The sequence below is a fragment of the Actinoplanes sp. NBRC 103695 genome (assembly GCF_030269485.1).
Classification (GTDB): Bacteria; Actinomycetota; Actinomycetes; order Mycobacteriales; family Micromonosporaceae; genus Actinoplanes.
This window is the reverse complement of the sequence record NZ_BSTL01000005.1, coordinates 148,817-174,948: the sequence shown is the minus strand read 5'-3', so window position 1 is coordinate 174,948 and position 26,132 is coordinate 148,817. Positions and strand designations below refer to the sequence as shown.

General features: G+C 71.1%; 23 protein-coding genes. 11 read left to right on the top strand and 12 right to left on the bottom strand.

Translation table 11 applies throughout. The features are described 5' to 3' along the window. The first annotated feature begins 54 nt into the window (after nucleotides 1-54). Entirely contained in the window at nucleotides 55-1,074 is a 1,020-nt protein-coding gene (locus QSK31_RS09715; RefSeq protein ID WP_285682929.1) for a TRM11 family SAM-dependent methyltransferase, read from the top strand. Between the two features lie 78 nt (nucleotides 1,075-1,152). Here the strand turns inward: QSK31_RS09715 and infB are convergent, their stop codons facing one another. From infB to rimP, 4 genes are all read right to left on the bottom strand, one after another. Beyond that, complete coding sequence (infB, locus tag QSK31_RS09710; protein WP_285682928.1) at nucleotides 1,153-4,203, bottom strand: translation initiation factor IF-2; 3,051 nt, start codon at nucleotides 4,201-4,203, stop codon at nucleotides 1,153-1,155. A gap of 107 nt (nucleotides 4,204-4,310) precedes the next feature. Then, the gene (locus QSK31_RS09705; protein WP_285682927.1) at nucleotides 4,311-4,697 is read right to left on the bottom strand and encodes a YlxR family protein; all 387 of its coding nucleotides are present in this window, start codon (nucleotides 4,695-4,697) and stop codon (nucleotides 4,311-4,313) included. After that, complete coding sequence (nusA, locus tag QSK31_RS09700) at nucleotides 4,675-5,691, bottom strand: transcription termination factor NusA (RefSeq protein WP_285682926.1); 1,017 nt, start codon at nucleotides 5,689-5,691, stop codon at nucleotides 4,675-4,677. The genes QSK31_RS09705 and nusA overlap by 23 nt, the downstream gene beginning before the upstream one ends. After that, nucleotides 5,688-6,290, bottom strand: a complete 603-nt coding sequence (gene rimP, locus QSK31_RS09695) for a ribosome maturation factor RimP (protein ID WP_285682923.1) — start codon at nucleotides 6,288-6,290, stop codon at nucleotides 5,688-5,690. Before rimP ends, nusA begins: the two co-directional genes overlap by 4 nt. A gap of 192 nt (nucleotides 6,291-6,482) precedes the next feature. On the opposite strand from rimP, the gene QSK31_RS09690 reads away from it, so the two are divergent. The 3 genes from QSK31_RS09690 to QSK31_RS09680 all read left to right on the top strand — a co-directional run bounded on the left by QSK31_RS09690 (nucleotide 6,483) and on the right by QSK31_RS09680 (nucleotide 8,188). Beyond that, nucleotides 6,483-6,935: a hypothetical protein gene (locus QSK31_RS09690; RefSeq protein ID WP_285683316.1), complete on the top strand. Its 453-nt coding sequence runs from the start codon at nucleotides 6,483-6,485 to the stop codon at nucleotides 6,933-6,935. Continuing rightward, a complete protein-coding gene (locus QSK31_RS09685) occupies nucleotides 6,932-7,354 on the top strand; it encodes a ferritin-like domain-containing protein (protein ID WP_285682921.1) in 423 nt (140 codons plus the stop codon). Before QSK31_RS09690 ends, QSK31_RS09685 begins: the two co-directional genes overlap by 4 nt. 129 nt (nucleotides 7,355-7,483) lie before the next feature. Next, entirely contained in the window at nucleotides 7,484-8,188 is a 705-nt protein-coding gene (locus QSK31_RS09680; protein ID WP_285682919.1) for a nucleotidyltransferase domain-containing protein, read from the top strand. Nucleotides 8,189-8,191: 3 nt separating this feature from the next. Here QSK31_RS09680 and map read toward each other — a convergent pair whose 3' ends face one another. Further along, complete coding sequence (gene map, locus QSK31_RS09675; RefSeq protein ID WP_285682918.1) at nucleotides 8,192-9,046, bottom strand: type I methionyl aminopeptidase; 855 nt, start codon at nucleotides 9,044-9,046, stop codon at nucleotides 8,192-8,194. A gap of 89 nt (nucleotides 9,047-9,135) precedes the next feature. Here map and QSK31_RS09670 point away from each other — a divergent pair, with 89 nt between their 5' ends. Beyond that, a complete protein-coding gene (locus QSK31_RS09670; RefSeq protein ID WP_285682917.1) occupies nucleotides 9,136-9,450 on the top strand; it encodes an STAS domain-containing protein in 315 nt (104 codons plus the stop codon). Here QSK31_RS09670 and QSK31_RS09665 read toward each other — a convergent pair. From QSK31_RS09665 to QSK31_RS09635, 7 genes are all read right to left on the bottom strand, one after another. Then, nucleotides 9,407-13,030: a SpoIIE family protein phosphatase gene (locus QSK31_RS09665; RefSeq protein WP_285683314.1), complete on the bottom strand. Its 3,624-nt coding sequence runs from the start codon at nucleotides 13,028-13,030 to the stop codon at nucleotides 9,407-9,409. The two genes, QSK31_RS09670 and QSK31_RS09665, sit on opposite strands and share 44 nt — an antisense overlap. A gap of 123 nt (nucleotides 13,031-13,153) precedes the next feature. Then, nucleotides 13,154-13,903, bottom strand: a complete 750-nt coding sequence (locus QSK31_RS09660) for a gamma-glutamyl-gamma-aminobutyrate hydrolase family protein (protein ID WP_285683313.1) — start codon at nucleotides 13,901-13,903, stop codon at nucleotides 13,154-13,156. A 29-nt stretch (nucleotides 13,904-13,932) separates the two neighbouring features. Beyond that, the gene (locus QSK31_RS09655; protein ID WP_285682915.1) at nucleotides 13,933-14,619 is read right to left on the bottom strand and encodes a gamma-glutamyl-gamma-aminobutyrate hydrolase family protein; all 687 of its coding nucleotides are present in this window, start codon (nucleotides 14,617-14,619) and stop codon (nucleotides 13,933-13,935) included. A gap of 224 nt (nucleotides 14,620-14,843) precedes the next feature. Then, nucleotides 14,844-15,608 (bottom strand): 3-oxoacyl-ACP reductase, encoded by a 765-nt coding sequence (locus QSK31_RS09650; RefSeq protein ID WP_285682913.1) that lies wholly within the window; start codon nucleotides 15,606-15,608, stop codon nucleotides 14,844-14,846. Between the two features lies 1 nt (nucleotide 15,609). Further along, nucleotides 15,610-16,965 (bottom strand): aldehyde dehydrogenase family protein, encoded by a 1,356-nt coding sequence (locus QSK31_RS09645; protein ID WP_285682911.1) that lies wholly within the window; start codon nucleotides 16,963-16,965, stop codon nucleotides 15,610-15,612. Between the two features lies 1 nt (nucleotide 16,966). Beyond that, nucleotides 16,967-18,313 carry a glutamine synthetase family protein gene (locus tag QSK31_RS09640; protein WP_285682910.1) on the bottom strand — a complete coding sequence of 449 codons (1,347 nt, stop codon included), beginning with the start codon at nucleotides 18,311-18,313 and terminating at the stop codon, nucleotides 16,967-16,969. A gap of 10 nt (nucleotides 18,314-18,323) precedes the next feature. Continuing rightward, the gene (locus tag QSK31_RS09635; protein WP_285682909.1) at nucleotides 18,324-19,859 is read right to left on the bottom strand and encodes an amino acid permease; all 1,536 of its coding nucleotides are present in this window, start codon (nucleotides 19,857-19,859) and stop codon (nucleotides 18,324-18,326) included. A gap of 623 nt (nucleotides 19,860-20,482) precedes the next feature. On the opposite strand from QSK31_RS09635, the gene QSK31_RS09630 reads away from it, so the two are divergent. The 6 genes from QSK31_RS09630 to QSK31_RS09605 all read left to right on the top strand — a co-directional run bounded on the left by QSK31_RS09630 (nucleotide 20,483) and on the right by QSK31_RS09605 (nucleotide 26,037). Then, entirely contained in the window at nucleotides 20,483-20,854 is a 372-nt protein-coding gene (locus QSK31_RS09630; protein ID WP_285682908.1) for a helix-turn-helix domain-containing protein, read from the top strand. A 10-nt stretch (nucleotides 20,855-20,864) separates the two neighbouring features. Beyond that, complete coding sequence (locus QSK31_RS09625; protein WP_285682906.1) at nucleotides 20,865-22,157, top strand: sensor histidine kinase; 1,293 nt, start codon at nucleotides 20,865-20,867, stop codon at nucleotides 22,155-22,157. Next, a complete protein-coding gene (locus QSK31_RS09620) occupies nucleotides 22,106-22,837 on the top strand; it encodes a response regulator transcription factor (RefSeq protein ID WP_502872933.1) in 732 nt (243 codons plus the stop codon). Before QSK31_RS09625 ends, QSK31_RS09620 begins: the two co-directional genes overlap by 52 nt. A gap of 60 nt (nucleotides 22,838-22,897) precedes the next feature. Beyond that, nucleotides 22,898-23,794 carry an ABC transporter ATP-binding protein gene (locus tag QSK31_RS09615; protein ID WP_285682902.1) on the top strand — a complete coding sequence of 299 codons (897 nt, stop codon included), beginning with the start codon at nucleotides 22,898-22,900 and terminating at the stop codon, nucleotides 23,792-23,794. Then, complete coding sequence (locus QSK31_RS09610; protein WP_285682901.1) at nucleotides 23,791-24,864, top strand: ABC transporter permease; 1,074 nt, start codon at nucleotides 23,791-23,793, stop codon at nucleotides 24,862-24,864. The genes QSK31_RS09615 and QSK31_RS09610 overlap by 4 nt, the downstream gene beginning before the upstream one ends. A 405-nt stretch (nucleotides 24,865-25,269) precedes the next feature. Next, a complete protein-coding gene (locus QSK31_RS09605; protein ID WP_285682900.1) occupies nucleotides 25,270-26,037 on the top strand; it encodes a phosphotransferase in 768 nt (255 codons plus the stop codon). The last annotated feature ends 95 nt before the right edge of the window (nucleotides 26,038-26,132 follow it).

The window sequence follows — 26,132 nt, the reverse complement described above, 5'->3', positions numbered from 1 at the left end:
CGATACGCGTACCCTCGCCGAAGATCAGCCGCGTTTCCATGGGATTCTGTCCCGATGTCCGCCCGGTACGCGATGCTCCTCGCCCCCTCCGTCAACCGTGTCTACGCTGATCAGGCGCCCAGGCTCGCCGCCGCCGAGTTGAAGGCCTTCGCGAGCGTCCTCTCCACGAGCCCGGACGAGGTCGCCACGACGGAGATCGGCGGCGTGCCGTACCTCACGTTCACCGCCGCTCTGACCGACGCCGACGTCGCCCATCTGTCGAACATGTCCGCGGCCTTCGCCCTCTTCGAGCGGCAGGACGAGCTCCTGCGCCCGGTCATGCTGACCCCGCTGGCGCGTTACGACAGCGACCTGATCACCATCCCGAAGTACGCCGGCAAGACCAATGAGCAGTTCACCAAGCTCGTCCTCAACCTGACGGTGCTGGCCTCCGCCTCGGCTCCGCGGATGCTGTCCGGCGGGCTGACCGTCCTGGACCCGGTCTGCGGCCGTGGCACCACTCTCAACCAGGCCCTCATGTACGGGTACGACGGGATCGGCGTCGAGATGGACGGCAAGGACGTGGACGCCTACAAGGGCTTCCTGCAGACGTGGCTGAAGCGCAAGCGCCTGAAGCACACCGCCGACCTGCACCCGGTCCGCCGCCAGGGCCGCAAGAGCGCCCGTCGCCTCGAGGTGACGATGGCCGCGTCGAAGGACGACCACAAGGCCGGCGCCACCCAGCAGGTCACCGTGGTCCACGCGGACACCACTCAGCTGGACGGTCTGCTGCGCCCGCGCTGCGCCGACGTCCTGGTCGGCGACCTGCCGTACGGCGTGATGCACGGCAGCTACGACGACGAGGGCGGCCTTTCCCGCCGCCCGTTGGACCTGCTGGAGCGGGCCGTGCCGCTCTGGGCCACGCTGCTGCGCCCCGGCGGTGCGATCGGCCTCTCCTGGAACCTCAAGGTGGCCAGGCGCGAGCTGGCCGAGGACATCCTGATCGCCAACGGCCTGACCCCGGTCGAGCACGACGACCTGTCCCACCGCGTCGACCAGTCGATCGAGCGCGACGTCCTGATCGCCCGTAAGTAACAAGTCCCTGAACGAGGAACGGCCCCGCACCGAACCGATGCGGGGCCGTTCTCGTGATCTACCAGGATCGGCTGCGGATCAGGCCCGCGGCTTCTCCTGCATCTCGAAGGTCTCGATCACGTCGCCCACCTGGGGCTGACCGAAGCCGGTCAGCGTCAGACCACACTCGAAGCCCTCGCGGACCTCGGAGGCGTCGTCCTTGAACCGCTTGAGCGAGCTGACCGTGACGGTGCCCTCGGAGACAACGACCCCGTCGCGGAGGATCCGCGCCTTGGCGTTGCGCTTGAGGATGCCGGTACGGACCACACAACCCGCGATGAGACCGATCTTGGACGAGCGGAACACCTCGCGGATTTCCGCCGTGCCCTGCTCGACCTCCTCGAACTCCGGCTTGAGCATGCCCTTGAGGGCCGCCTCGATCTCCTCGATGGCCTGGTAGATGACGCTGTAGTAGCGAATCTCCACCGCGGCCCGGTCGGCCAGTTCCTTGACCTTGTTCGAGGCCCGGACGTTGAAGCCGATGATCGTGGCGGTCGCGTCCGAAGTCGCGCTCGCCAGGTTCACATCGCTCTCGGTGATCGCACCGACACCGCGGTGGATGACCTTGAGCTGGACCTCGTCCGGAATATCGAGCTTGAACAGCGCGTCCTCGAGGGCCTCGACGGAACCCGAGCTGTCGCCCTTGATGACCAGGGTGAGCGAGGTCTTCTCGCCCTCCTTGAGCTCGTTGACCAGGTCCTCGAGCGTGCGGCCACGACGCGAGTTGGCGAAGGTCGCCGCGCGACGGCGGGCCTGCCGCTGCTCCGCGATCTGCCGCACCGTGCGGTCGTCCTCGGCCGCCAGGAACGTGTCACCCGCGCCCGGCACCGAGGTGAGACCCAGGACCAGGACCGGACGAGCCGGCTCGGCCTCGGCCACGTTGTTGCCGTTCTCGTCGAGCATGGCGCGGACGCGTCCGTGCGCACCGCCCGCCACGATCGAGTCGCCGGCCCGGAGCGTGCCCTTGTGCACCAGGACGGTGGCCACGGCGCCGCGACCCTTGTCCAGGTGCGACTCGACCACGACACCCTGCGCCGGCCCGTCGATCGGAGCGGTGAGCTCCAACGCCGCGTCGGCGGTCAGCAGAACGGCCTCGAGCAGCTCGTCGATGCCGATGCCGGGCTTGGCGGCGACGTTGACGAACATCGTCTCGCCGCCGTACTCCTCGGCCAGCAGGCCGTAGTCGGTCAGCTGCTGACGCACCTTGTCCGGGTTGGCGTCGGGCTTGTCGACCTTGTTGACCGCGACCACGATCGGCACCTCGGCGGCCTTGGCGTGGTTCAACGCCTCGACCGTCTGCGGCATTACGCCGTCGTCCGCCGCGACCACCAGGATCACGATGTCCGTCGCCTTGGCACCACGAGCACGCATGGCGGTGAACGCCTCGTGACCCGGGGTGTCCAGGAAGGTGATGGCCCGCTGCTCGCCGTTGTGCTCGACCGCGACCTGGTAGGCGCCGATGTGCTGGGTGATGCCACCCGCCTCGCCGGCGACCACGTTGGTCTTGCGGATCGCGTCCAGCAGCTTCGTCTTACCGTGGTCGACGTGACCCATGACGGTCACCACCGGCGGCCGGGTGACCAGCCGGTCCTCGGCCACATCGGCGTCGAGGTCGATGTTGAACTGCGCGAGCAGCTCACGGTCCTCGTCCTCGGGGCTGACGATCACGACCTCGAAGCCCAGGTGTACGCCGAGCAGCTTGAGCGTCTCGTCGGACACCGACTGCGTGGCGGTCACCATCTCGCCCAGGTTGAACATCTCCTGGACGAGCGAGCCCGGGTTCGCGTTGATCTTGTCGGCGAAGTCGGACAACGACGCACCACGCGACAGCCGGATCTCCTGACCCTGGCCGCGCGGCGCGCCCGAGCTCATCGCCGGAGCGCTGAGGTTGTCGAACTCTTGACGCCGCTGCTTCTTGGACTTGCGGCCACGTGTCGGCCGGCCACCGGGGCGACCGAACGCACCCGCCGCACCGCCGCCACGACCACGACCGCCGCCACCCGGGCGCCCGGGAGCGCCACCCGTGGGAGCACCGCCACCGGGACCGCCGCGGTAGCCACCGCCACCACCGGCACCCCCACCGGGACCGCCGCGGTAGCCACCGCCACCACCGGCACCCCCACCGGGACCGCCGCGGAAGCCGCCACCAGCACCGGCACCGCCGCCGCCACCGGGACGGAAGCCGCCACCAGCGCCGCCACCGGGACCGCCACGACCGCCACCGGGACCGCCGGGACGACCAGCGCCACCGCCGGGACCGCCGGCCGGGCGACCCGGCCGCTGCGACGGCATGGACGCGGGGCTGGGCCGAGGCGGCATCGAGGCCGGGCTCGGCCGCGGGGGCATGCCGGCCTGGTTGGGCCGGGGCATGCCGGACGGGGACGGACGGCCGGAGCCGCCGCCGGAGACACCGAACGGGTTGTTACCAGGACCACGCGCCGGGGGGCGCGGGGAGTTGCCACCGGGACCGGGACGCGGACCGGCACCGCCCGGAGCGGGCCGCGAGGCCGGCGAACCGGGACGCGGCGGGACCGCGGACGGGCCGGGGCCGGGCGGCCGCGGACGGGAGACGCCGTCGGCCGGAGGCTGCTGCTGCCGACGCTCGGCATCCCGGGTACGCGCCGCCTGAGCGGCCTTGACCTGGGCTTCCTGCTCGGCCTTCAGCGCCGAGGCGCGCGCCTCGGCGGCCGCTACCTCGATGTCGTGCGCACTGGCCGGCTTGGCGACCGGGCCGGGCGTCGGTCCGGGACGGACCGGCGGCTTGGGCCGGATGGCGCCGGGACCGGGTGCGGGGGCCGGCGACGACGGGGTAGCACTGGGCGTGCTGTCCGTGGCCGGCGCTGTGGGACGACGCGGCGGCGCGGGCCGCGCGGTCGTCGGAGCCTTGGGCGCGCTCGGAGCCGCGGCGGCGGGCGCCGGAGCGCTGCCGTTCGTCTCGAGGGCGCCACGGAGTCGCCGGGCCACCGGGGCCTCGACGGTGCTCGATGCGGATTTGACGAACTCGCCCATCTCCTTGAGCTTGGCGAGAACGGTCTTGCTGTCGACCCCGAGCTCCTTGGCGAGCTCGTGTACGCGGGCCTTCCCTGGCACTGCACTCCTCACTTCGAGGTCGTGCAGGCGGAACCCGCAGCGACCTCACTCTTGCACTAGAAGCCTGTTCATTTCAGGGACTTCATCGTGTGCTCATGTCGGTCGTCCTACCTTGCTGGGTCGTGGCGGGGCTCCAACGCCCCACCATCGGTGGCTCCGAGCGGTCGATAAACCACTCGGATGTGCTCGGCCAGCGGACCGGTGTCAGCAACACCGGCGAGTCGCAGCGCCCGCCCGAAGGCTCGGCGCCGCTCCGCCTGCGCGAAGCAAGCCGGATCGGGATGCAGATGAGCTCCCCGGCCCGGCAGTCGGCGGCCCGGATCGGGCTGGAGCCGGAGGTCATCCCCGGTCCCGACCGCGACGAACCGCAACAATGCGAAGGCCGGAGCGCGTGAACGACAGCCGACACAGGTGCGTGTCGGTCCGGCCTTCGACAAGTCTACCCCTCCGCCTACGGCTGCGCGTATTCGGTCAGCTTCCGGCGTCCGCGGCATCGCGCTCCGAGACCCCGGCCGGCTCGTTGTCCGGCTTGATGTCGATCCGCCAGCCGGTCAGCCGCGCGGCGAGCCGGGCGTTCTGACCCTCCCGGCCGATGGCCAGCGAGAGCTGGAAATCCGGGACGGTCACCCGAGCGGTCCGGGTGGCCAGGTCCACGACCTCGACCCGCAGCGCCTTCGCCGGCGAGAGCGCGTTACCGACGAACTGCGCCGGATCGTCCGACCAGTCGATGATGTCGATCTTCTCACCGTGCAGCTCGCTCATCACGGCGCGGACCCGCTGACCCATCGGGCCGATGCAGGCGCCCTTGGCGTTCACCCCGCTGACCATGGAACGAACCGCGATCTTGGTGCGGTGACCCGCCTCACGCGCGATGGCGGCGATCTCCACCGTGCCGTCGGCGATCTCCGGCACCTCGAGCGCGAACATCTTCTTGACCAGCGCCGGGTGCGACCGGGACAGGGTGATCTGCGGGCCGCGGAAGCCCTTCACCACGTGGACCACGATGCACCGGACGCGCGAACCGTGCTCGTACGACTCGCCGGGCACCTGCTCGGACTGCGGCAGCACCGCCTCCAGCTTGCCCAGGTCGACGATGATGATGCCCTTCTCGGCCCGCGCGGCATCCGCCTGCACCACGCCGGTGACCAGGTCACCGTCGCGTCCGGCGTACTCGCCGAAGTGGGCCTCGTCGGTCGCCTCGCGCAACCGCTGCAGGATGACCTGCTTGGCGGTCATGGCCGCGATCCGGCCGAAGTCGTGCGGGGTGTCGTCCCACTCCCGGACCACCGTGCCGTCGTCGTCCGTCTCCTGGGCGAAGACGAGCGCGGCGCCGTTCTTCCGGTCGATCTCCACCCGTGCGTGCGACTCGGCGCCCTCGGTGTGCCGATAGGCGGTCAGCAGCGCGGTCTCGATCGCCGCGAGGATCGTTTCGAACGGGATCTCCCGCTCGCGTTCCAGGGCGCGCAACGCCGCGAGGTCGATGTTCACTCCTCGCCCTCCTCATCCTCGTCGTCGACGTCCTCGAACTCGGCCTCGTCCAACCGCTTGAACTCGATCTGCACCTTGCCGGGGCCGAGATCGGCGTAGGCGATCACCCGATCGTCGAGCGTGATCCCGTTCTCGTCGGCGGCGGTGACCCGGCCGGTCAGCCCGCTCACGGCGACCAGGCGGCCGACGTTGCGGCGCCAGTGCCGGGGCTCGGTCAGCGGCCGGTCGACACCGGGCGACCCCACCTCGAGCTGATATTCACCGGCCAGCACCTCGCCGCCGGACTCCTCGGCCTCGTCCAGCGCCTGGGAGATCGCCCGCGACACCAACGCCACGTCGTCCAGGCTGATTCCCCCGTCCTTGTCGACCAGGACACGCAACACGTGCCGCCGGCCGGCCCGGGACAGGCCGATCTCCTCGAGGTCGTATCCGGCGGCCTCGACCACCGGCTCGATCACGGCGAGCACCCGGGCCTTGGCCGCGGCCAGGTCGATCCGGGGCGCCGCGGGCGAACGCTCGGCCGGCGCCTCATCCCGGCCACGACCGCCACCGGGGCGGCGATGACCCGGGCGAGAGCTAGCGCGACCACGCTGCGTCATCGATCTGCACCCCTTCCTGCCATTCGCCGGAAACACCGGCATGCCGCCGGGCCGATAACCCCCGGCGGCTGCGCAGAGCGTAACGCCTCGCTCCGGACGCCCGGCCGCCGCCGCACCGAATCCTCGCCATGCGCTGGTCAACGACCGGGTCGGTACCCCTGGTGCGGATGGTGTTGACTGTCCGTCGTGGGGATGTGGGACAGGCGGCGCGTGCTGAGCGTGACCGCCGCGGCGGCGCTGGCAGTGACGGCGCCCGCCGGCTGCGGATTCTTCGACAACGATCCCGAGCCGATCCCCGAGCCCGATCCACTGCAGCCCGTGCTGGACGAGGCGCGGGCGCTGGCCGCGGCGTACGACCGCCTGGCCGCCGCCCAGCCGGACCTGTCCGCCCGGATCACCCCGCTCGCCGAGGACCACCGCGCCCACGCCGCCGAGCTGGAGCGCCTGGTCGGGGCGAGTCCCGCCGCGAGCACGGCCCCGAGCGCGGGCACCGCACCCGCCGGAACGCTGGCCGAGATGCGCACCGCCGAGCAGGCCGCCGCCCGCACCGCGAACGCGTCGGCACGCACCGCCCCGGCCGACCGCGCCATGCTGATCGGCTCGATCGCGGCCTGCCGAGCCACCCACGTGGAGGCTCTCCGATGAACGAGCAGCTCGCCGCCGCCCTGGCCGCCGAGGAAGCCGCGATCTACGCGTACGGATTGATCGGGATCCGTCTGAGCCGGAACCAGGTGACGGCGGCCCGGGCCGCCGAGGCCGACCACCGGGCCCGTCGTGACCAGCTGGTCAGCCGCCTCGACCAGCTCAAGGCCAGCTCGGCGCCGGCGCCGGCGGGGTACGAGCTGCCGTTCCCGGTGACCGATCGGGAGAGCGCGTTCAAGCTGGCGATCCATGTCGAGGACGGCGTGGCCCAGGCCTGGCGGGCGACCCTCGCGACGACCACCGGCGCCGATCGCGCCACCGGCCTGAGCGCGCTGACCAGCGCGGCCGTCCAGGCGGTCCGCTGGCGCAAGGTGGCCGGCGTCGCCCCCCTGACCATGGCATTCCCAGGCCGCGCCACCTAGGACCAGGTCTGCCGCGCGGCCGGCACCACGAAAGGCCGCGCGACCTGCGCCAAGAACGCCGCGCGGCCCGGCACGACGAAACGCCGGGCGGCATAGCACTACGAAACGTGAATGCCCGATGATGAACGGGTGACCGAGATCGATGTCGCGAGCCCGCGCGGCTACCTGGCCGCCCGGCTGCGTGACGTGATCCAGACCCGCTGGTCGGCCGAGGTCCGCGCGATCGGCGTGCACGGCTCGCTGGCCCACGGCGACGACTCCGACGGCAGCGACGTCAACCTGCTCGTGGTGACCTACCGGAACGCGGGACCACGCCCGGCCCTGCGCCGGGTGGACGGCATCCTGGTCGACCTGTCGGTGGTCAGCGCCGAGGACGGCCTGCGCCGGGCCCGTGAGCTGACCCCGCGCTGGCCGCTGATCGCCGACCGGTACGTCTCGGCCAGGTCGCTGTACGACCCGCACGGCTGGTTCGCCGAGCAGCGCGACGTGCACCTGGCGAAGCTGGCGGAGACCCGGCCGGGCGAGTTCACCGGCCTGGCGAGGCGCAACTGGTGCGTGGCGTCGGCGGCGCACGCCCGGGCGGTCCGGCTGGCCGAGTGGTACGACATGGACGCCGCCCTGCTGCTGATCGCCGAGGCCCGCCTGCACGCGGCGATGGTGGCGGGCCTGCTCAGCCGCACGTATTTCCGCAGCCGGGCGGACGCGGTCAGGCGCACCGGCCTGGCCGGCGCCGACATGCAGGAGCTGGCGGCGGTGCTGAGGTCGCAGGCCGAGGATCTGACGGCGCGGGGACGCCCGGTCGACGGGCCGCTGAACGCCCTGTTCGACCAGTAGCCGTCACGGCAGGGTGAGGATCTCGTAGCCGTCCTCGGTGACCACCAGCGTGTGCTCGAACTGCGCGGTCCACGAGCCGTCCTTGGTCACCACGGTCCAGCCGTCGTCCCACATCCGGTACTGGTACGTGCCGAGCGTGATCATCGGCTCGATGGTGAAGGTCATGCCGGGTTCCATGACCGCGTCCAGTTTCGGGTTGTCGTAGTGCGGGATGTAGAGGCCGCTGTGGAACGTCTCGTGGATGCCGTGGCCGGTGAAGTCGCGGACCACGCCGTACCCGAAGCGCCGGGCGTAGGCCTCGATGACCCGGCCGATGGCGTTGATCGGGCGGCCCGGCGCGACCGCCCGGATGCCGCGCATCATCGCCTCGTGGGTGCGCTCGACCAGCAGCCGCGCCTCCTCGCTGACGTCACCGACCAGGAACGTCGCGTCGGTGTCGCCGTGCACGCCGTCGATGTACGCGGTGACGTCCACGTTGATGTCGCCGTCCTCGAGCACCGTGGTGTCCGGGATGCCGTGGCAGATCACCTCGTTGATCGACGTGCAGCAGGACTTGGGGAAGCCCTTGTAGCCCAGCGTCGACGGGTACGCCCCGTGGTCGCAGAGGAACTCGTGCACCACCCGGTCGAGCTCGTCGGTGGTGACGCCCGGCTTGCAGTGCTCGCCGGCGAGCTGGGTGGCCTGAGCCGCGAGCCGGCTCGCGAGGCGCATCCGCTCGATCGTCTCGGGAGGCTGAACGTGCGATCCACGCCACTCTTTCGGGCGGGGCTTCCCGACGTACTCCGGGCGGGTGATCCGCGCCGGCACCTGCCGACGGGGCGACTGCTTACCCGGTGTGAGCGGGGGTCGGACGGTCATGGTCCTCAGTTTATCGCCGGTGTCGTTGTCACCCGGCTGGCACAGCCCGTTGTTGCCGCCCCCGAAGCCGCTGTGTCATCGTGCTTTCCGTGGATCAAGACGGGCTGGGCGCCTTCTCCGCCGTCGGCGAGGTGAGCGACGACCGGGTCACCGTGACCGTGACCGGCGAGGTGGACATGTCGACCGCGGACGCCATGTTCCGTGCGGCCACCCCGCAGGGCGTACGCGGAGCGACCCTCGATCTGACGGCGGTCACGTTCTTCGACTCGGCCGCCCTGCACGCTCTGATCCGGCTCAACGAGCGCTATCCCGGCGGCCTGCGGGTGATCACGTCCGCCCAGGTCCACCGCGTGCTGGACATCAGTGGCCTGTCGACTCAGCCGTGGGTGACCCATCCGGCGTGAGCGGCCGCCGCAGCGTGACCGCCGTGCCCTCCTCCGAGCGCACCAGCGACATCTCCGACAGCGCCCCGATCAGCGCCAGGCCCCGGCCACGGAAGCCGGGCCCGTTGGACGGCCGCCAGGTGCCGGAGTCGCGGACGGTCACCGTCACCGCCTCGGCGTCCAGCGACGCCTCGACGGTGATGAACGGTTCGGCCGGGTCGATCGGGTGCTCGATCGCGTTGGCCGCGGCCTCGGAAACCGCCACCGTGAGATCGAACACGTCGCCCTCGGGCACCTCGTGCGCGGTGAGGAAGTCGTCCAGCCGCCGGCGCAGCACGCTCAGCCGGGTCGGGTCGGACGGCAGCCGCAGCACGAACTCGCGCGGCTCGGTGACCTGCAACGCGAGCAGCGCGATGTCGTCCCGCCGGACTTGCCGGGAGGCCTTGGCGAGCAGCGCGTCCAGCAGGTCCTCGATGTGCTCGGCCGGCTTGGCGATGTCGCTGGTCAGCTCGGCCAGACCGGCGTCGATGCCGCGGCGGCGGTCCTCGACCAGCCCGTCGGTGTAGAGCAGCAGCCGCGTCCCGGCGTCCAGTTCGACCTCGCGGTTCGGGTAGGAGACGTCGCTGAGCGCCCCGATCGGCGGGCCCATCGCCGAGGGGTGGAGGAAGGTGCCCTCGTCTCCGGAACCGGCGATCGCGGGTGAGAAGAGCACCGGCGGCGGGTGGCCGGCCGACGAGTAGGTGAGCATCCGGGTGCGCGGATCGAAGCAGACGCACACCACCGTGGCGAACTGCCGCCGGCCCAGGTTGTGCACCAGCCGGTTGAGGCGGCTCAGGCTTTCGCCGCAGCCGAAACCCTCGAGGATGTACGCCCGGAGCGCGTTGCGCAGCTGCCCCATTCCGGCGGCGGCCTGCACTCCCTTGCCGACCACGTCCCCGATGACCAGGAAGAGTTTCTCGCCGGGCGCGGTGATCACGTCGTACCAGTCGCCGCCCACCTCGGCCTCGGTGCTGCCGGGCAGGTAGCGGGCGGCCACGATGGCGCCCGGCATCCGGGGCAGGAAGGCGGGCAGCAGGCTGTGCTGGAGCGTGCTGGCGATCCGGTGCTCGGCCTCGTAGAGCCGGGCGTTCTCCAGCCGCAGGCCGATCAGCCGGGCGAGCTGGGTGAGCAGGGCCGGTTCGGGCACGCCGGCCGAGCCCTCCCAGACGCTGAGCTCACCGCGCTCCACTCCGGCGGTGTCCAGCAGCGGGAGCACCGAGACCGGCTGTGCGCCCGGCGCGGCGCCACCGTCCACCTCGGCGCGTACGCCCGTCGCGGTGAGCACCACCCGACCGGCCGAGGTCATCGCGCGCACGTGCCGCGCCGCGACGTCCAGCACCTCGGCGGTCGTGCGTACGGTATTGACCGCCGCCGCCGCGTCGACCAGCCCGCGCAACCGGCTGATGATCTGCCGCCGCACCTGGCCGAGTCCGACGTTGGCCCGCACCCGGGCGATCAGGTCGCGGGCCGAGAACGGCTTGGTCAGGTAGTCGTCGGCGCCGGCCGCGAGCCCCTCGACGGACGCCTCCTCACCGGCCCGGGCGGAGAGCACCACGATCGGCAGGTCTCGGGTCCGTTCGTCGGCGCGCAGGGCCCGGATCAGCCCGAAGCCGTCCAGCCGCGGCATCATCACGTCGGTGAGCACCAGGTCGAACGGCTCGCGCAGCGCGGTCTCGAGGGCGGCCTGCCCGTCGGCCACCGCGGTCACCGCGAAGTGGTCCCGGAGCAGCCGGGTGACGTGCTCCCGCAGGTCGGTGTTGTCGTCGGCGAGCAGAATCCGGCCGCCGGGCGCGGCGCCGCCCGATGAGGAGACACCCGGCTCGGCCGACCAGGACTGCGTCTCCTCCAGGTAGAGCCGCGGGTCGATCTCGTCGGTGAGGTGGCGCGGGTCGGCGACGAGACGATCGGCCGGCAGGTGGGCGGTGCCGAACGGGATGCGCACGGTGAACCGGCTGCCGACGCCGGCCTCGCTCGCCGCGGCCACCCCGCCGCCGTGCAGTTCGGCGAGCTCGCGGACCAGCGCCAGCCCGATCCCGGTGCCCTCGTGACTGCGCGACCAGGTGCTGCTGACCCGGTGGAAGCGGTCGAAGAGCAGCGACTGCTCCTCGGCCGGGATGCCCACCCCGGTGTCCTCGACGGTCAGCACCGCGCCGTCGTCGCCAGAGCCGGTCTCCGCCTCCACCCGGACCGTGATGCCGCCCTCGCGGGTGAACTTGACCGCGTTGGAGAGCAGGTTGAAGACGATCTTCTCCCACATCTCCCGGTCGACGTGCACCGGCGCGGGCAGCGGTGGCGTCTCGACGGTCAGCCGCAGCCCGGCGCGCTCGGTCGCCGAGCGGAACGTCCCGGCCAGCCGGGCGGTGTAGGTGGCCAGGTCGGTCGGCCGGTAGGCGGCGTGCTCCCGGCCGGACTCCAGCCGGGAGAAGTCGAGCACCGTGTTGACCAGCTTGAGCAGGCGTAACCCGTTGCGATGCATGAGGCGCAGCCGGTCGGCCAGGTCGGGCGGCAGCGGTCCGGCGAGCAGGTCCTCCAGCGGACCGAGGATCAAGGTCAGCGGGGTACGGAACTCGTGGCTGACGTTGGAGAAGAAGTTGGTCTTCGCGGTGTCCAGCGCGGACAGCTCCGCGGCCCGGCGGCGCTGCGAGTCGTACGCCCGATGGCCGGCCACCGCCCGGGAGATCTGCGCGGTGACCAGGTCCAGGAAGTCGCTGTAGTCCCGGTCCATGGACAGGTGCCGGCTGAGCCCGACGACCAGGACGCCGGCGTGCCCGGTGCCGACCGCGACCGGCAGCACCAGGGAGGTGTCCGCGGCGGCGTGCGGCGGCGGGTCGCACACCGCCCGGGTCGGCACCCGGTCCGGTTTGCCGGTGCGCATCACGCCGGCGACGATCGCGCGTTCCGTCTCGGTCATCCGGGTCAGCGGCGCCGGCGCCGCGCCGCTCGACCCGGCCAGGCTCAGCTCACCGGAGCCGCCGGCCGCGGGGTCGTCCAGCCAGAGCGCGGCGAACGGCACGTCGCCCCGGTTCGCCCCGAGCACCTCGGCCACCCGCGCGCCCAGCCCGGCCTGGTCGACCTGGTCGGCGAGCCGGCGGCCGAGGGCACTCAGGGTGCGGACCCGGCGCTCGCTGAGCACCCGCGACGTGGTGTCGGTGACGATGCAGTTGACCCCGGTCACCACGCCGTCGTCGGACCGGATCGGGTCGTACGAGATGTCGAAGTACGTCTCTTCGAGGAAGCCGTACCGTTCCAGCATGAACGGGTGGTCGCCGGCCCAGAACGACTCGTCGGAGTGGACCACGCCGTCGAAGAGTTTCTGCAGCACGCCCCACGCCTCGGCCCACATCTCGCGGCCCGGGCGGCCCAGGTAGCCGGGGTGCTTGGAGCCCATCGTGACGATGTACGCGTCGTTGTAGAGCGCGCAGTACTGCGGCCCGTGGAAGATCACGATCTGCGCGCGGGAGGCGAGCATGGCCGCGACGGCGCTCTGCAACTCGGCGGGCCAGTCCTGCGGCGGGCCGAGCGGGGTGCTGGCCCAGTCGAGCTCGCTCATCCGGCGGCCCATCTCGCCGCCGCGCTCGAACGCCGTCCGCAGCCGCCTCGGCAGGGCGTCGTCCGAGCTCACGCCCACCTCCACAAAAGCTTCCCGGCCAGGCTCTGCACGGTAACACCGACGGCGGGGAGAAGATCAGGCGGCGAGAACTTGCCGTCCCCGGTCCGACCAGCGGGACGCGGCCTCGGCGAGCGCGGCGAAGACCCGCAGGTCGCCGGTGCGCTCCGGGTGCCACTGCACGCCCAGCGCGAAGGGCCGCCCGGGATCCTCGATGATCTCGATCACCTCATCGTCCGGGCACCAGCCGGTAGCGGTGAACGTGCCCGGGTCGTTGACGCCCTGGTGGTGGAACGAGTTGACGGTGAGACTCGGCCCGAGCAGGGCGGCCGCCCGGGAGCCGGGCTGGAGCACGACCTCGTGCCGGCCGAATGCGGACGCGTCCGCGGCCAGCGGGTCGGTGCCGGGGGCGGCGCGGTGCCGGTCGTGACCGATCACGTCGGGCAGGTGCTGGTGCAGCGAGCCGCCGGCGGCCACCGCCATCACCTGCATGCCCCGGCAGACGCCGAGCAGCGGGAGGTCCCGGTCCAGCGCGGCCTTCATCAGCATCAGCTCGGAGGTGTCCCGGAGCTCGTCCACGTCGGCGGCCGGGTGCAGTTCCTCGCCCCAGTATTTGGGGTCGATGTCGCCGCCGCCGGAGAACACGATGCCGTCCAGCGAGTCGAGCACGTCGGTGCCGGGGTCGTCCGGGGTGATCAGCACGGCGCGTCCGCCGGTGGCCTGCACGGCCTTGACGTAGGTCATCGGGAGCATCCCGGCGATCAGGTTGTTGCCGTTGTACTGGACCTCCTGCTCGTAGGCGGTGAGTCCGATCAAAGGCCTTCGCACAGAAATCCCCTTCACTTGGCCTCCTTCTTCTATCGGGCGGCGTCCACGAGAGCACCGAAGAGCCGCTTGTCCCGATTCAGTTCTGGATGCCACTGCACGCCGAGGACGAAACGTCGCCCGGGATCCTCGACCGCTTCCGGCAGCCCGTCCTCGGCCCGGCCGGTCACCAGCAGTGAGCCCGGGTCGGCGACGCCCTGGTGGTGGTAACAGTCGATCTGCAGGTCGTCGCGCATGATCCCGGCGATCCGGCTGCCCGCGGTGAGCGCCACATCGTGTGTGCCGTAGACGGCCGGCGCCGGCCGGTGTTTCTCGTGGCCGAGCACGTCCGGTAGGTGCTGGTGCAGCGTCCCCCCGGCGGCCACCACGAGCACCTGCATGCCCCGGCACACGCCGAGAACGGGCAGGTCGGCCTTGAGGGCGGCGCGGGCGAGCGGCAACTCTGCCGCGTCCCGGTCGGCGCGGGCGACGGTGAGCGGTTCGGCCTCGGCGCCGTACAGCGCCGGGTCGAGGTCGGCTCCGCCGGCGAGCACCAACCCGTCCAGGGTACGCAGGACATCGGTGTCACCGTCATCCGGCGGCAGCAGCACCGCACGTCCCCCGGCGAGCATCACCGCTTCGGTGTACGCGTGCGGCAGCAACGTCGTGGGCAGGTCCTGCCAGACCCCCCAGGACGCCGGTTCGACGTACGCGGTGATGCCGATGATGGGGCGACGCATGATCCCCACGGTACGGATGACGCGTTACCGATCAAGTGCCCGAGAGGGTAAAAGGAACGCGGCGCCTCCCCGTCACCGAGGGGCGCCGCGCGCCGGGCCCTCTACTCACCCACGCGGCGACCGGCGCACACACGGGCAAGGATCCGACCCCTGCATCCTTCTTCATCGGATGTGAACGAACATTGCCCAAGCATCACCGCACCTAAACAACCCGCTCACTACTGCTACAGAGGCGTGACATAGGCCCCGGTGATACCGCCGTCGACCACGAATTGATTCGCCGTCATGAACGACGCGTCATCGCTGGCCAGGAACGCGACCGCCGCGGCGATCTCGGCGGGCTCCGCGAACCGTCCCATCGGAACGTGCACCAGCCGCCGCGCGGCCCGCTCCGGATCCTTGGCGAACAGGTCCATCAGCAGCGGCGTGGCCACCGGCCCCGGGCAGAGCGCGTTGATCCGGATCCCCTCGCGGGCGAACTGCACGCCGAGCTCCCGGGTCATCGCCAGCACCCCGCCCTTGCTCGCGGTGTACGCGATCTGCGAGGTCGCCGCCCCCAGCAACGCCACGAACGACGCGGTGTTGATGATCGAGCCCTTACCCTGCCGCCGCATGTGCGGTATCGCGAACTTGCAGCCGAAGAAGACCGACGTGGTGTTGACCTTGAGCACCCGTTCCCAGGCCTCCAGGCCGGTGTCCAGGATCGAGTCGTCGTCGGGCGGCGAGATGCCGGCGTTGTTGAAGACGATGTCCAGCCGCCCGTGCCGCTCGGCAGTTCCGTCCATCAGCGACCGCACCGACTCCTCGTCGGCCACGTCCACCTGGACGAACTCGCCGCCCACCTCGGTCGCGGCCTTCTCGCCGGATTCCGGGGAGATGTCCGCGCAGATCACGCGAGCTCCCTCGGCGGCGAACCGCCGCGCCGTGGCCAGCCCGATGCCGCTGCCGGCGCCGGTGATCACGGCGACCCGGTCCTGAAGTCGTTCCAAATCAGTCCTCCGTAGCGATGAACACGTTCTTGACGTCGGTGAACGAGAGCAGCGCGTCCGGGCCGAGCTCACGGCCGAGGCCGGACTGCTTCATGCCGCCGAACGGCGTCCAGTACCGCACGGACGAGTGCGAGTTGACGCTCAACGCGCCGGTCTCCACCGCCCGCGACACCCGCAGCGCCCGGCCCACGTCGCGGGTCCAGAGACTGCCGGAAAGGCCGTACTCGGTGTCGTTGGCCAGCCGGACCGCGTCCTGTTCATCGCGGAACGGCAGCACCGACAGCACCGGCCCGAAGACCTCCTCGCGCCAGTGCCGGTCGTCCGTCGAGCGGGCGAGCAGCACGGTCGGCGAGAACCACCAGCCGGGCCCGTCCGGCGAGGTGCCCCGGAACGCCACGTCGGCGTCATCGACGTAGGCCGAGACGGATCGGCGCTGGGCCGCCGAGATCAGCGGTCCCATCTCGGCGGTCGGCCGGGACGGATCCTCGACCCGGAACGCCCGGACCGCCGGTTCCAGCAGGGCGAGGAACTCGTCGTACACGGAGTCTTGAATGAGCAGTCGTGAGCGTGCGCAGCAGTCCTGGCCGGCGTTGTCGAAGACGCTCGACGGCGTGGACGCGGCGGCCTTTTCCAGGTCGGCGTCCGCGAAAACGATGTTGGCGCTCTTGCCGCCCAGCTCGAGCGTGACCCGTTTCACCTGGTCGGCGGCGCCCGCCATGATCGCCTTGCCGACGTCGGTCGAGCCGGTGAAGCACACCTTGCGGACCGCGGGATGCGTGACGAACCGCTGGCCGACCACGCTGCCCTTGCCGGGTACGACGGTGAACACGCCCTCCGGCAGGCCCGCCTCCAGCGCGAGCTCGCCCAGCAGCAGCGCGGTCAGCGGCGTGAGCTCGGCCGGCTTGAGCACCACGGTGTTGCCGGCGGCCAGCGCGGGCACGAAGCCCCAGCCGGCGATCGGCATCGGGAAGTTCCACGGCACGATCACGCCGACCACGCCGAGCGGCTCGTGGACCGTGATGTCGATGCCGCCGGCCACCGGGATCTGCCGCCCGGACAGCCGTTCCGGCGCACCCGCGTAGTAGTCGAGCACGTCGCGGACGTTGCCCGCCTCCCACTTCGCGTTCCCGATCGTGTGCCCGGAGTTGCGTACCTCCAGGTCCGCGAGCTCGTCGAGGTGCGCGTCCACCACCGCCGCGAACCGCCGCAACAGCCGGGCCCGGTCGCCGGGGGCGACCGTGCGCCAGCTTTCGAAGGCCTTGTGGGCACGCTCGATCGCGGCGTCGGTCTCTTCCAAACCCATTCCGGGTACGGAGGTGAGCACGCTCCCCGTCGCCGGGTTGATCACGTCGGTCAAGTCACAACCTTTCGAAGCCGCGACGCAGTTCCCAGTCGGTCACCGCCGCGTCGAAAGCGGTCAGCTCAACCGCCGCCATGTTGGCATAGTGATCGCGTACCTCGGCACCGAATGCGGCCTCGGCCACACCGCTGCCGGACCAAAGGCCGGCCGCCTCCCGCAGGGTCGTCGGCACCCGGCCGGCGGTCGCGTCGTCGTAGGCGTTCCCGACGAACTCGTCCTCCAGCGACAGCTCGTTCTCGATGCCGTGCAGGGCACCCGCCACCAGGGCCGCGATCGCCAGGTACGGGTTGACGTCCCCGCCCGGCACCCGGTTCTCCACCCGCATCCCCTCGCCGTGCCCGGCGATCCGCAGCGCGCAGGTGCGGTTGTCCACGCCCCAGCGCAACGCGGTCGGCGCGAACGACCCGGGCGCGTACCGCTTGTACGAGTTGATGTTCGGCGCGAAGAACAGGCTGAACTCGCGCATCGTGGCGAGCAGTCCGGCCAGCACCCGCTCCCCGGTCTCGGACAGATGCGCCTTTTTTGAACCGAGCATCGCCGACTTGCCGTCTTCGCCCCGCAGGGAGAAGTGGATGTGGCAGGAGTTGCCCTCGCGGGCGTTCGGCTTGGCCATGAAGGTGAGCGCCATGCCCTCCTGCGCGGCGATCTCCTTGGCCCCGTTCTTGTAGATGACGTGGTTGTCCGCGGCCTTGAGCGCCTCGTCGTACCGGAAGGCGATCTCGTGCTGGCCGAGGTTGCACTCGCCCTTGGCGCTCTCCGGGACCAGCCCGGCGCCGTACATGTCGTTGCGGATCCGGCGCAGCAGCGGCTCCACCCGGGCGGTCCCGAGCAGCGAATAGTCGACGTTGTACTGGTTCGCCGGGATCAGGTCCCGGTAGTTCTTGTCGGACGCCTGCTCGTACGAGTCCTTGTAGAGCACGAACTCCAGCTCGGTGCCCGCGTACGCGGTGAGGCCGTGCGCCGCCAGCCGGTCGAGCTGGCGGCGCAGGATCTGCCGCGGCGAGGCGTAGACCGCCTCGCCGCCGGTGGTCTCCAGATCGGCGAGGACCATCGCGGTGCCGGGCTGCCACGGGACCGGACGCAAGGTGCTGAAGTCCGGCTTCATCACGAAGTCGCCGTATCCGCTGTTCCACGACGACATCGCGTACCCGTCGACGGTGTTCATGTCGACGTCCACCGCGAGCAGGTAGTTGCAGCCCTCACTGCCGCCCTGCACCACCTCGTCCATGAAGTAGCGGCCGTGCAGGCGCTTGCCCTGCAGCCGGCCCTGCATGTCGGTGAGGGCGAGCAGCACCGTGTCGACGCTGCCGTTGTCGACGGCGACGTCCAGGTCCTCGAGGTTCATGAGCGGCCTTTCAGGCAGTGGGGTCGGTCGGCATGGTCTGTTCCCCGTGCGCGGCCTTCTCGATCACGTTCTGCTTCGGGCCGGTGAACCACTTGCGGGCGCTCGCGAACCACCAGATCGTGGCGAAGGCCAGCACCACCACCACCGCGAAGATCGTGTAGTTGAAGTTACTCGCGGTGATCGGCCCGGCCACCGGCAGGACGAAGAGAACGCAGATGATCCCCACCCACACGATGGCGATCCAGCCGATCGGCGCGCTCCACTTCCCGAGGTTCCAGGGCCCGACCCGGAACTCGGCGCCGAGCATGCGGCGCAGGAACACCGGTCCCACGTACGCGACGTAGAGGCCGATCACCGCGATCGAGGTGGCCGCCGCGTACGCCGTGGTGTTCACCAGCGACGGCACCACCAGGAGCGTCGACAGCGTGACACACAGCCAGATCGAGTTGGTCGGCGTGCCGGTGCGCGGGTTGACCTGCTTCCACAGCCGCGAGCCGGGCAGCGCGCCGTCGCGGGCGAACGCGTACGACATCCGCGAGTTCGCCGTCACCGAGGCCATGCCGCAGAACCACTGCGCCACCATGCAGATGAAGAGCAGGAACGTCCCGAGGTTGTGACCGGCGGCGTCGATGAAGATCTGCGCGGGCGGCAGGGCGAGCTCGGTGGTCCGCTCCGCGTCGTAGTCCTGGATGGCCCAGGTGATCGCGGTGAGCAGGAAGAAGCCGGCGATCACCGAGACCACCACGGACATCACGATGCCGCGCGGCGCCGCCCGGGCCGCGTCGTGGGTCTCCTCGGCCACGTGGGCCGAGGCGTCGTAGCCGGTGTACGTGTACTGCGCCATCAGCAGACCGACCAGCACCGCATAGAACGCGGCGCCGCCGAAGGTGAACCCTGTTTCGTTCCTGACCTCGAAGAACACCTCGGAGATCGGCTTGTGCTGGTCCGGCACCACGGCCAGCACGATGACGATGATCGCCACGCCGACCAGGTGCCACCAGGCGCTGACGTCGGACAGCAGCCGCACCAGGTTGACGCCGAACGTGTTCAGCAGCCCGTGCACGATGATGATGACCAGGAAGATCAGGAAGGTCCGGAGCTTGGTGACCTCCATGTCGAAGGTCAGGCTCAGGAACGCCGACGTGGTGATCGCGGCGCCGAAGTCGATGGCCGCGGTGACCGCCACCTCGCCGAGGAAGTTGAACCAGCCGACGAACCAGGCCCAGGCGGCCTTGTTCTTCTTGGCCAGCGCGGCCGCCCACCAGTAGAGCGCGCCGGCGGTCGGGTAGGCGGAGCAGACCTCGGCCATGGCCAGGGCCACGAAGGTCACCATGATGCCGACGAAGAGCCAGCCGAGCGTGATCGCGAGCGGACCGCCGGCGTTCATGGCGATGCCGTACGACGTGATCGCGCCGGCCAGGATCGAGATGATCGAGAAGGAGACGGCGAAGTTGGAGAAGCCGGACAGCCGCCGATGAAGTTCCTGCTGGTAGCCGAGCTGGGCCAGCCGTTCCTCATCGGTGCTGGGGACTTGGGATGTGCTCATGTTGCTCCCTCAGCCAGGGGGTCGGCTGTGACGCAGGCCACCGCCGTGACGTGATGATCTCGCTGAGGTGTTACACGCGTCAATGAGCCACGTAAATTGCGTTGCCGGGCCGCTCAGCGGACGGCAGACTTCGAGTCATGTCAGGGCTTATGGACGACGCGATCCTTACGCGCGCGGCCCTGCCGGTGTTCTGACGCCGACTTCGGCGCGGGCCCTCGGCAGGCCTGCGAACACCTTCCCGCGGCGGCGCGGGAGCGCGGTCACCTCTCTCTCGACGGCATCGCCGTTATCGGTCACGCCCGCTCTCGCGCCGCTATAAAAAATCTGTCGTGGCGGTACTAGAAATCTGTCTGTGACCGGCCTAACATTCAGGGGGCAAGGAGCTGTCGCTGGTAGAGGAGGACGAGATACCGCAGCAACGCGCAAGCGAAGTCGCAACGTCCCCGAACCGACAAGAGGTGATCGCAGCCGATGCCCTTCACTCCGGCCGACCGCTAGCGGCACGCACGCGGTGATACGGCCACAGAATTGAACAGCCAGGGCCCCGGTTACCCGCCGGGGCCCTGACACGTGCCCGCATACCTTCACACCCCCCGACAGCACTTACTTAACAGAAGGGTTTCATGAGCACGTCCTTCGACGACGCGGACTATCCCGCGTACACGATGGGCCGCGCGGCGGAGATGATCGGAGTGACCCCCGCCTTCCTGCGCAGCCTCGGTGCGGCCGGGCTGATCGAGCCCGAACGCTCGGACGGCGGCCACCGCCGCTACTCCCGGCACCAGCTGCAGCTGGCCGCACGCGTACGGCAACTTCTCGACCAGGGCATGCTGCTGACCGCGGCCTGCCGCATCGTCACCCTCGAGGACCGGCTCGCCGCCGCGCACCGGCGGATCATCGAGCTCGGTGGCACCCTCACGGCCGACGACGACGCCGACGTGCCCACGCACACCCACCAGCCCGACCCGCCCCACGAGTACGACAAGGCCGGGTAGTTTCTCGGCCATGCCCGAGGAATGGCAGCGCCCCGGCCCCACCCCGCGGCAGCGCCGCATCGACCTGTGGATCGCGCTGGGCGTCACCGCCACCGCGGTCCTCAACGTGGTCATGACCCGCAGCACGGGCCAGTTCATCTGGCACTTCCGGCCCAGCGCCGCCGAGCACTACGCCTGGGCGGTGGCCATCTCGATCCCGCTGATCTGGCGGCGATCGCACCCGGCGACCGTGTTCGTCGTGGTGTCCGCGCTCTTCCTCGCCGGCCAGATCCGCGGCACACAGGAGGTCCAGTTCGCCGGCGGCGTCCTGTTCGCGACGATGTACGCGCTCGGCGCCTGGGGCCGCGACCGTGCGCGGGCCAAGTGGGTCCGGACCGCGGTCATCATCGTGATGCTCCTCTGGATCCTCGTCTCCTGGCTGCTCTCGCTGGACGAGCTCGGCAAGATCTCGGACGGCCGCGGCCCGTTCTCTCCGGCGCTCGCCGCGCTGGTCAGCACCCTGCTGGTGAACGTCGGGATCTTCGCCGGCGCGTACCTGGCCGGGGAGGGCACCTGGCTGGCCGCGCGACGGCAGCACCAGCTCGAGGCGCAGGCCGAGGAACTGCGCGCGGCCCAGGTGCAGGCCGAGGACCGGGCGGTCGTCGGCGAGCGGGTGCGGATCGCGCGGGAGTTGCACGACGTCGTCGCGCATCACGTGTCGGTGATGGGCATTCAGGCGTCCGCCGCGCGCAAGGCTCTCGACCGGGACGCCGGGAAGACGCGGGCGGCGCTGTCGGCGGTGGAGGAGAGCGCCCGGACCGCGGTCACCGAGCTGCGGCGGATGCTCGGCGCGCTGCGCGCGTCCGACGATGCCCGGTCGTCGGAGACGCCGTTCGTCGCCGCCGGGCTGGACCGGGTCGAGGAGCTCCTGGTCCGGGTACGCGAGGCGGGACTGGCCGCCGAGCTGACCACGTACGGTGATCCGGTGCCGTTGCCCGATTCGGTGTCGCAGGCGGCGTACCGGATCGTGCAGGAGGCCCTGACCAACGTGCTCAAGCACGCCCATGCGTCCACGGTGGACGTCCGGATCCGCTACCTCGCACGGGAGCTGGAGGTCGACGTGGCCGACGACGGGCGGGGCGCGCCGGTGCCGTCCGCCGGTGGGGTGGGCCTGATCGGCATGCGCGAACGGGTCGCCGTGCACGACGGGTCGATCGAGACCGGCCCTCGGGCGGACGGCGGCTTCCGGGTTCGCGTACGCCTGCCTTGGGAATTGCCCGAGATCCCGGCGCAGCGTCCCGCCGAGCCGGCGGCCCACGCGTGATCCGGGTCCTCCTCGCGGACGACCACCAGATGGTCCGCACCGGGTTCCGCGTGATCCTCGAACTGGAGGACGACATCGAGGTGGTCGGCGAGGCCGCCGACGGCGCCCGGGCGATCGACCTGGCCGGCACGCTGCTGCCCGACGTGGTGCTGATGGACGTCGAGATGCCCGGCACCGACGGGCTGACCGCCACCCGCCGGATCACCGCGCAGGACGGGCCGCGCGTGCTGATCCTGACCACCTTCAGCCGGGACGAATACCTCTTCGAGGCGCTGCAGGCCGGCGCGTCCGGCTTCCTGCTCAAGAACGGCACACCCGAGGCGCTGATCGAGGCGGTGCGGGTGGTGGCCCGCGGCGACGCGCTGCTCGCCCCCGAGATCACCCGCCGGGTCATCGCCGCGTTCGCCCGGCCCGCCGGTCCGGCCGGCGCCGGAGGTCCGGCCGGACCCGCACCCGGCCGGCGCCTCGCCGATCTGACGCCGCGCGAGCACGAGGTGCTGGTGCTGCTGGCCGGCGGTGCGACCAACGCGGAGATCGCCACCGCCCTGCATCTCGGCGAGACCACGGTGAAGACGCACGTCAGCCGGGTGCTGATGAAGCTCGGCGCGCGGGACCGGACGCAGGCGGTGGTGTTCGCGTACGAGCTGGGCGTCGTCCATCCGGGTCCTTCGCGAGGATGACCCGGCCCGTCGTCCCCGCGCCTGACGACGGGGCGGCGTCACTTCTCTAGCGTTCGAGGTATGACCGATGTTCTGACCGTCGACGCCGTGAGCCGCAACTTCGGCGATCGTCAGGTGCTCAAGGACGTCACTTTCGGGGTGACCGCGGGCCGGCTGACCGGTTTCGTCGGCGCCAACGGGGCCGGCAAGACCACCACGATGCGCATCATCCTGGGTGTGCTCGCCGCCGACCAGGGCGTCGTCTCGTGGCGCGGCGCACCACTGGACCGGCCCACCCGGCGCCGATTCGGCTACATGCCCGAGGAACGCGGCCTCTACCCGAAGATGACCGTCACCGACCAGATCGTCTACCTCGGACGGTTGCACGGCCTCGGCCGCGACGACGCCCGCCGGCGCACCGCGGCGCTGCTCGAGCGGCTCCAGCTCACCGAACGCGCCGGCGACCACGTGGAGAAGCTGTCACTGGGCAACCAGCAGCGGGTGCAGATCGCCGCCGCGCTCATCCACGACCCCGAGGTGCTGGTGCTCGACGAGCCGTTCAGCGGCCTCGACCCGATCGCGGTGGAGACCGTCGTCGGCGTCCTGCGCGAGCGGGCCGCCCGAGGCGTGCCGGTGCTCTTCTCCAGTCACCAGCTGGAACTGGTCGAGCGCCTCTGCGACGACCTGGTGATCATCGCCGACGGCACGATCCGGGCCGCCGGCGGCCGCGCCGAACTGCGCGCCTCGTACGCCCTCCCCCGCTACGCCATCGAGGTCGCCGCCGACGCCGGCTGGCTGCGCGACCAGCCCGGCGTGACCCTGGTCAGCCTGGACGGCCCGCGCGCCGTGCTCGACCTGGACGCCGGCCACGACGACCAGGAGGTGCTGCGGTCCGCGCTGGCCCGCGGCCCGGTCCGGTCGTTCGGCCCGGTGCAGCCCTCGCTGGCCGAGATCTTCCGAGAGGTGGTGTCCGCATGACGACGTTCGACGCAGCGCGCCTGGTGGCCGCGCGTGAGATCAAGGTCAAACTCCGGGACAAGACCTTCCTCTTCAGTACGGTGTTCTTCCTGCTGATCGCGGTGGCGTCCACCGTGCTGCCGGCGTGGCTCAACGGCGGCCCCGACACCGTGGCGGTCTCTCCCGCGGCGGCCGCCTCCGCCGACGCCCTGCGCCAGTCCGGCGTGACCGTGCGGACGGTGGCGTCGGACGCCGAGGCCGAGAAGCTGGTCCGCGACGGCGACGCCGACGCGGCCGTGGTCGGCGGCCCCCGGGTGCTCGCCCTGGAGGAGGCACCCGGTGACGTGGTCGACGCGCTCAGCCGGCAGCCCGAGGTCCGGCTGCTGGAACCCAACGAGCGCGACTCCTACCTCCAGTTCATCGTGCCCTTCGCGCTGGCCTTCATCTTCTTCACCACCTCGTTCACGTTCGGCCTGCAGATCTCGCAGAGCGTGACCGAGGAGAAGGCGACCCGCATCGTCGAGATCCTGGTGGCCAGCATCCCCGTCCGGGCCATGCTGGCCGGCAAGGTGGCGGCGATGACCCTGCTGGCGTTCGCCCAGATCGCGGTGATAACCCTGGTCACCTTCGCCGGCATGCGGATCGGCGGCGTGGACACCGGCGTCATCACCCTGATCGCCCCCGCGATCGGCTGGTTCCTGCCGTTCTTCATCGTCGGCTTCATCATGCTGGCCACCCTCTGGGCGGGCGCGGGAGCGCTGGCCGCCCGCCAGGAGGACCTCGGCGCCGTCTCGGCACCCGTCCAGATGGCGGTGATGATCCCGTTCCTGCTGACCCTGATCCTGGTGGAGAACCCGACGGCGATGACGATCCTGTCGTACATCCCGTTGAGCGCCCCCCTGGCGATGCCGGTCCGGGCCTTTACCGGCGAGCTCGCACCGTGGGAACCGTTCCTGTCGCTGGCCGTCCTGGCCGCGACGGCGGCCGGGCTGCTCGCGCTGGGCGCCCGGGTCTACGAGGGCTCCCTGCTCCGCACCAACGGCAGAACCTCCTTCCGTACGGCCTTGCGCAGCCGTTCCCTGATCAGCTGACGCGAGGCCGCACCGCTCCACGGGTGCGGCGTCACGCCCGGGGAGCAGCGCGGCCTCGCGCCCGGGGAGCAGCGCGGCCTCGCGCCCGGGGAGCAGCGCGGCGTCACGCCCCGCCCGTCCCCTGTGCGGCGTGGCGCCCCGCCCGTCCCCGGCCGGGCGCCACGCTGCCTGTCGCCGGCGTTGCCCTCGCTCATACTCGGCAGGTGAGTGAGACTCCTCTCCCCGCGGGACGGATGACTCGGGGCATCGTCCGTCGTGGCGCTCAGCTCCTGAGACCGATGGGCTCGTGGTCCGGCGCCGTCCACGAATACCTACGACACCTGGAGTCCGCCGGATTCACCGGCGCGCCGCGTTACCTCGGCACCGACGGGGAGGCGCGAGATCCTCACCTTCATCGACGGCGAGGTGCCGGCAGATCCACAGTGGCAGCCCGGGCGAGGACACCGCCTGCCACCCGAAGCCCGTTCCGAGGAGGCCCTGGTCGCCGCCGCCGAGCTACTGCGGCAACTCCACGAGGCCGCGCGCACCTACCGCCCCACCAACACCGAATACCGATTCCACCCGCATCCGCCGCGCAAGGGCGAGGTCGTCTCGCACGGCGATCTAGGCCCGTGGAACACCGCCTATCGAGATGGCAGGCCGGTGGCCTTCATCGACTGGGATGCGGCCGGCCCGATCGACCCGCTGGTAGACCTGGCAGCAGCAGCATGGGAATTCGTGCCGCTCGGTCCACCCGAACAACTACGCCAGGCAGGTTTCGACCCGCTGCCAGACATCGCCGACCGGCTCCGGCTGTTCGTGGACGCCTACGGTCTCAGCGATCGCCTCGCGGACACCCACGACCCCGGTGGTCAACCCGCGAACACCCACCACCCGAGCCGCCAACCCGCAGACACCCACCACCCGAGCCGCCAACCCGCAGACACCCACCACCCGAGCCGCCAACCCGCAGACACCCACGACCACAGCTGCCAACCGGCGGCCACTCATACCCTCAGTAGCCGACGGGCCGTCCTGCCGGCCCTGCAGCGTTGCCGCCTGCTTGCGGCCGAACGCGTGAAGTTCGCACCGGTATCCGCGGCGGAAGCCGCCGAAGCACTCGAACATCACGCGCGCGAGCTGCGATGGCTGCAGTCCGTCCTCCCGGATCTCGCCCGCGCATTGCCTTCCTGAACGCCCTCGCCCAGCGACCGCCACGATTGCCAGCTCAGCATCACCCGAGAGCAGGTGGCGAGTGATGGCGCACCAGCCAGCGAGCGGCCGAGCGA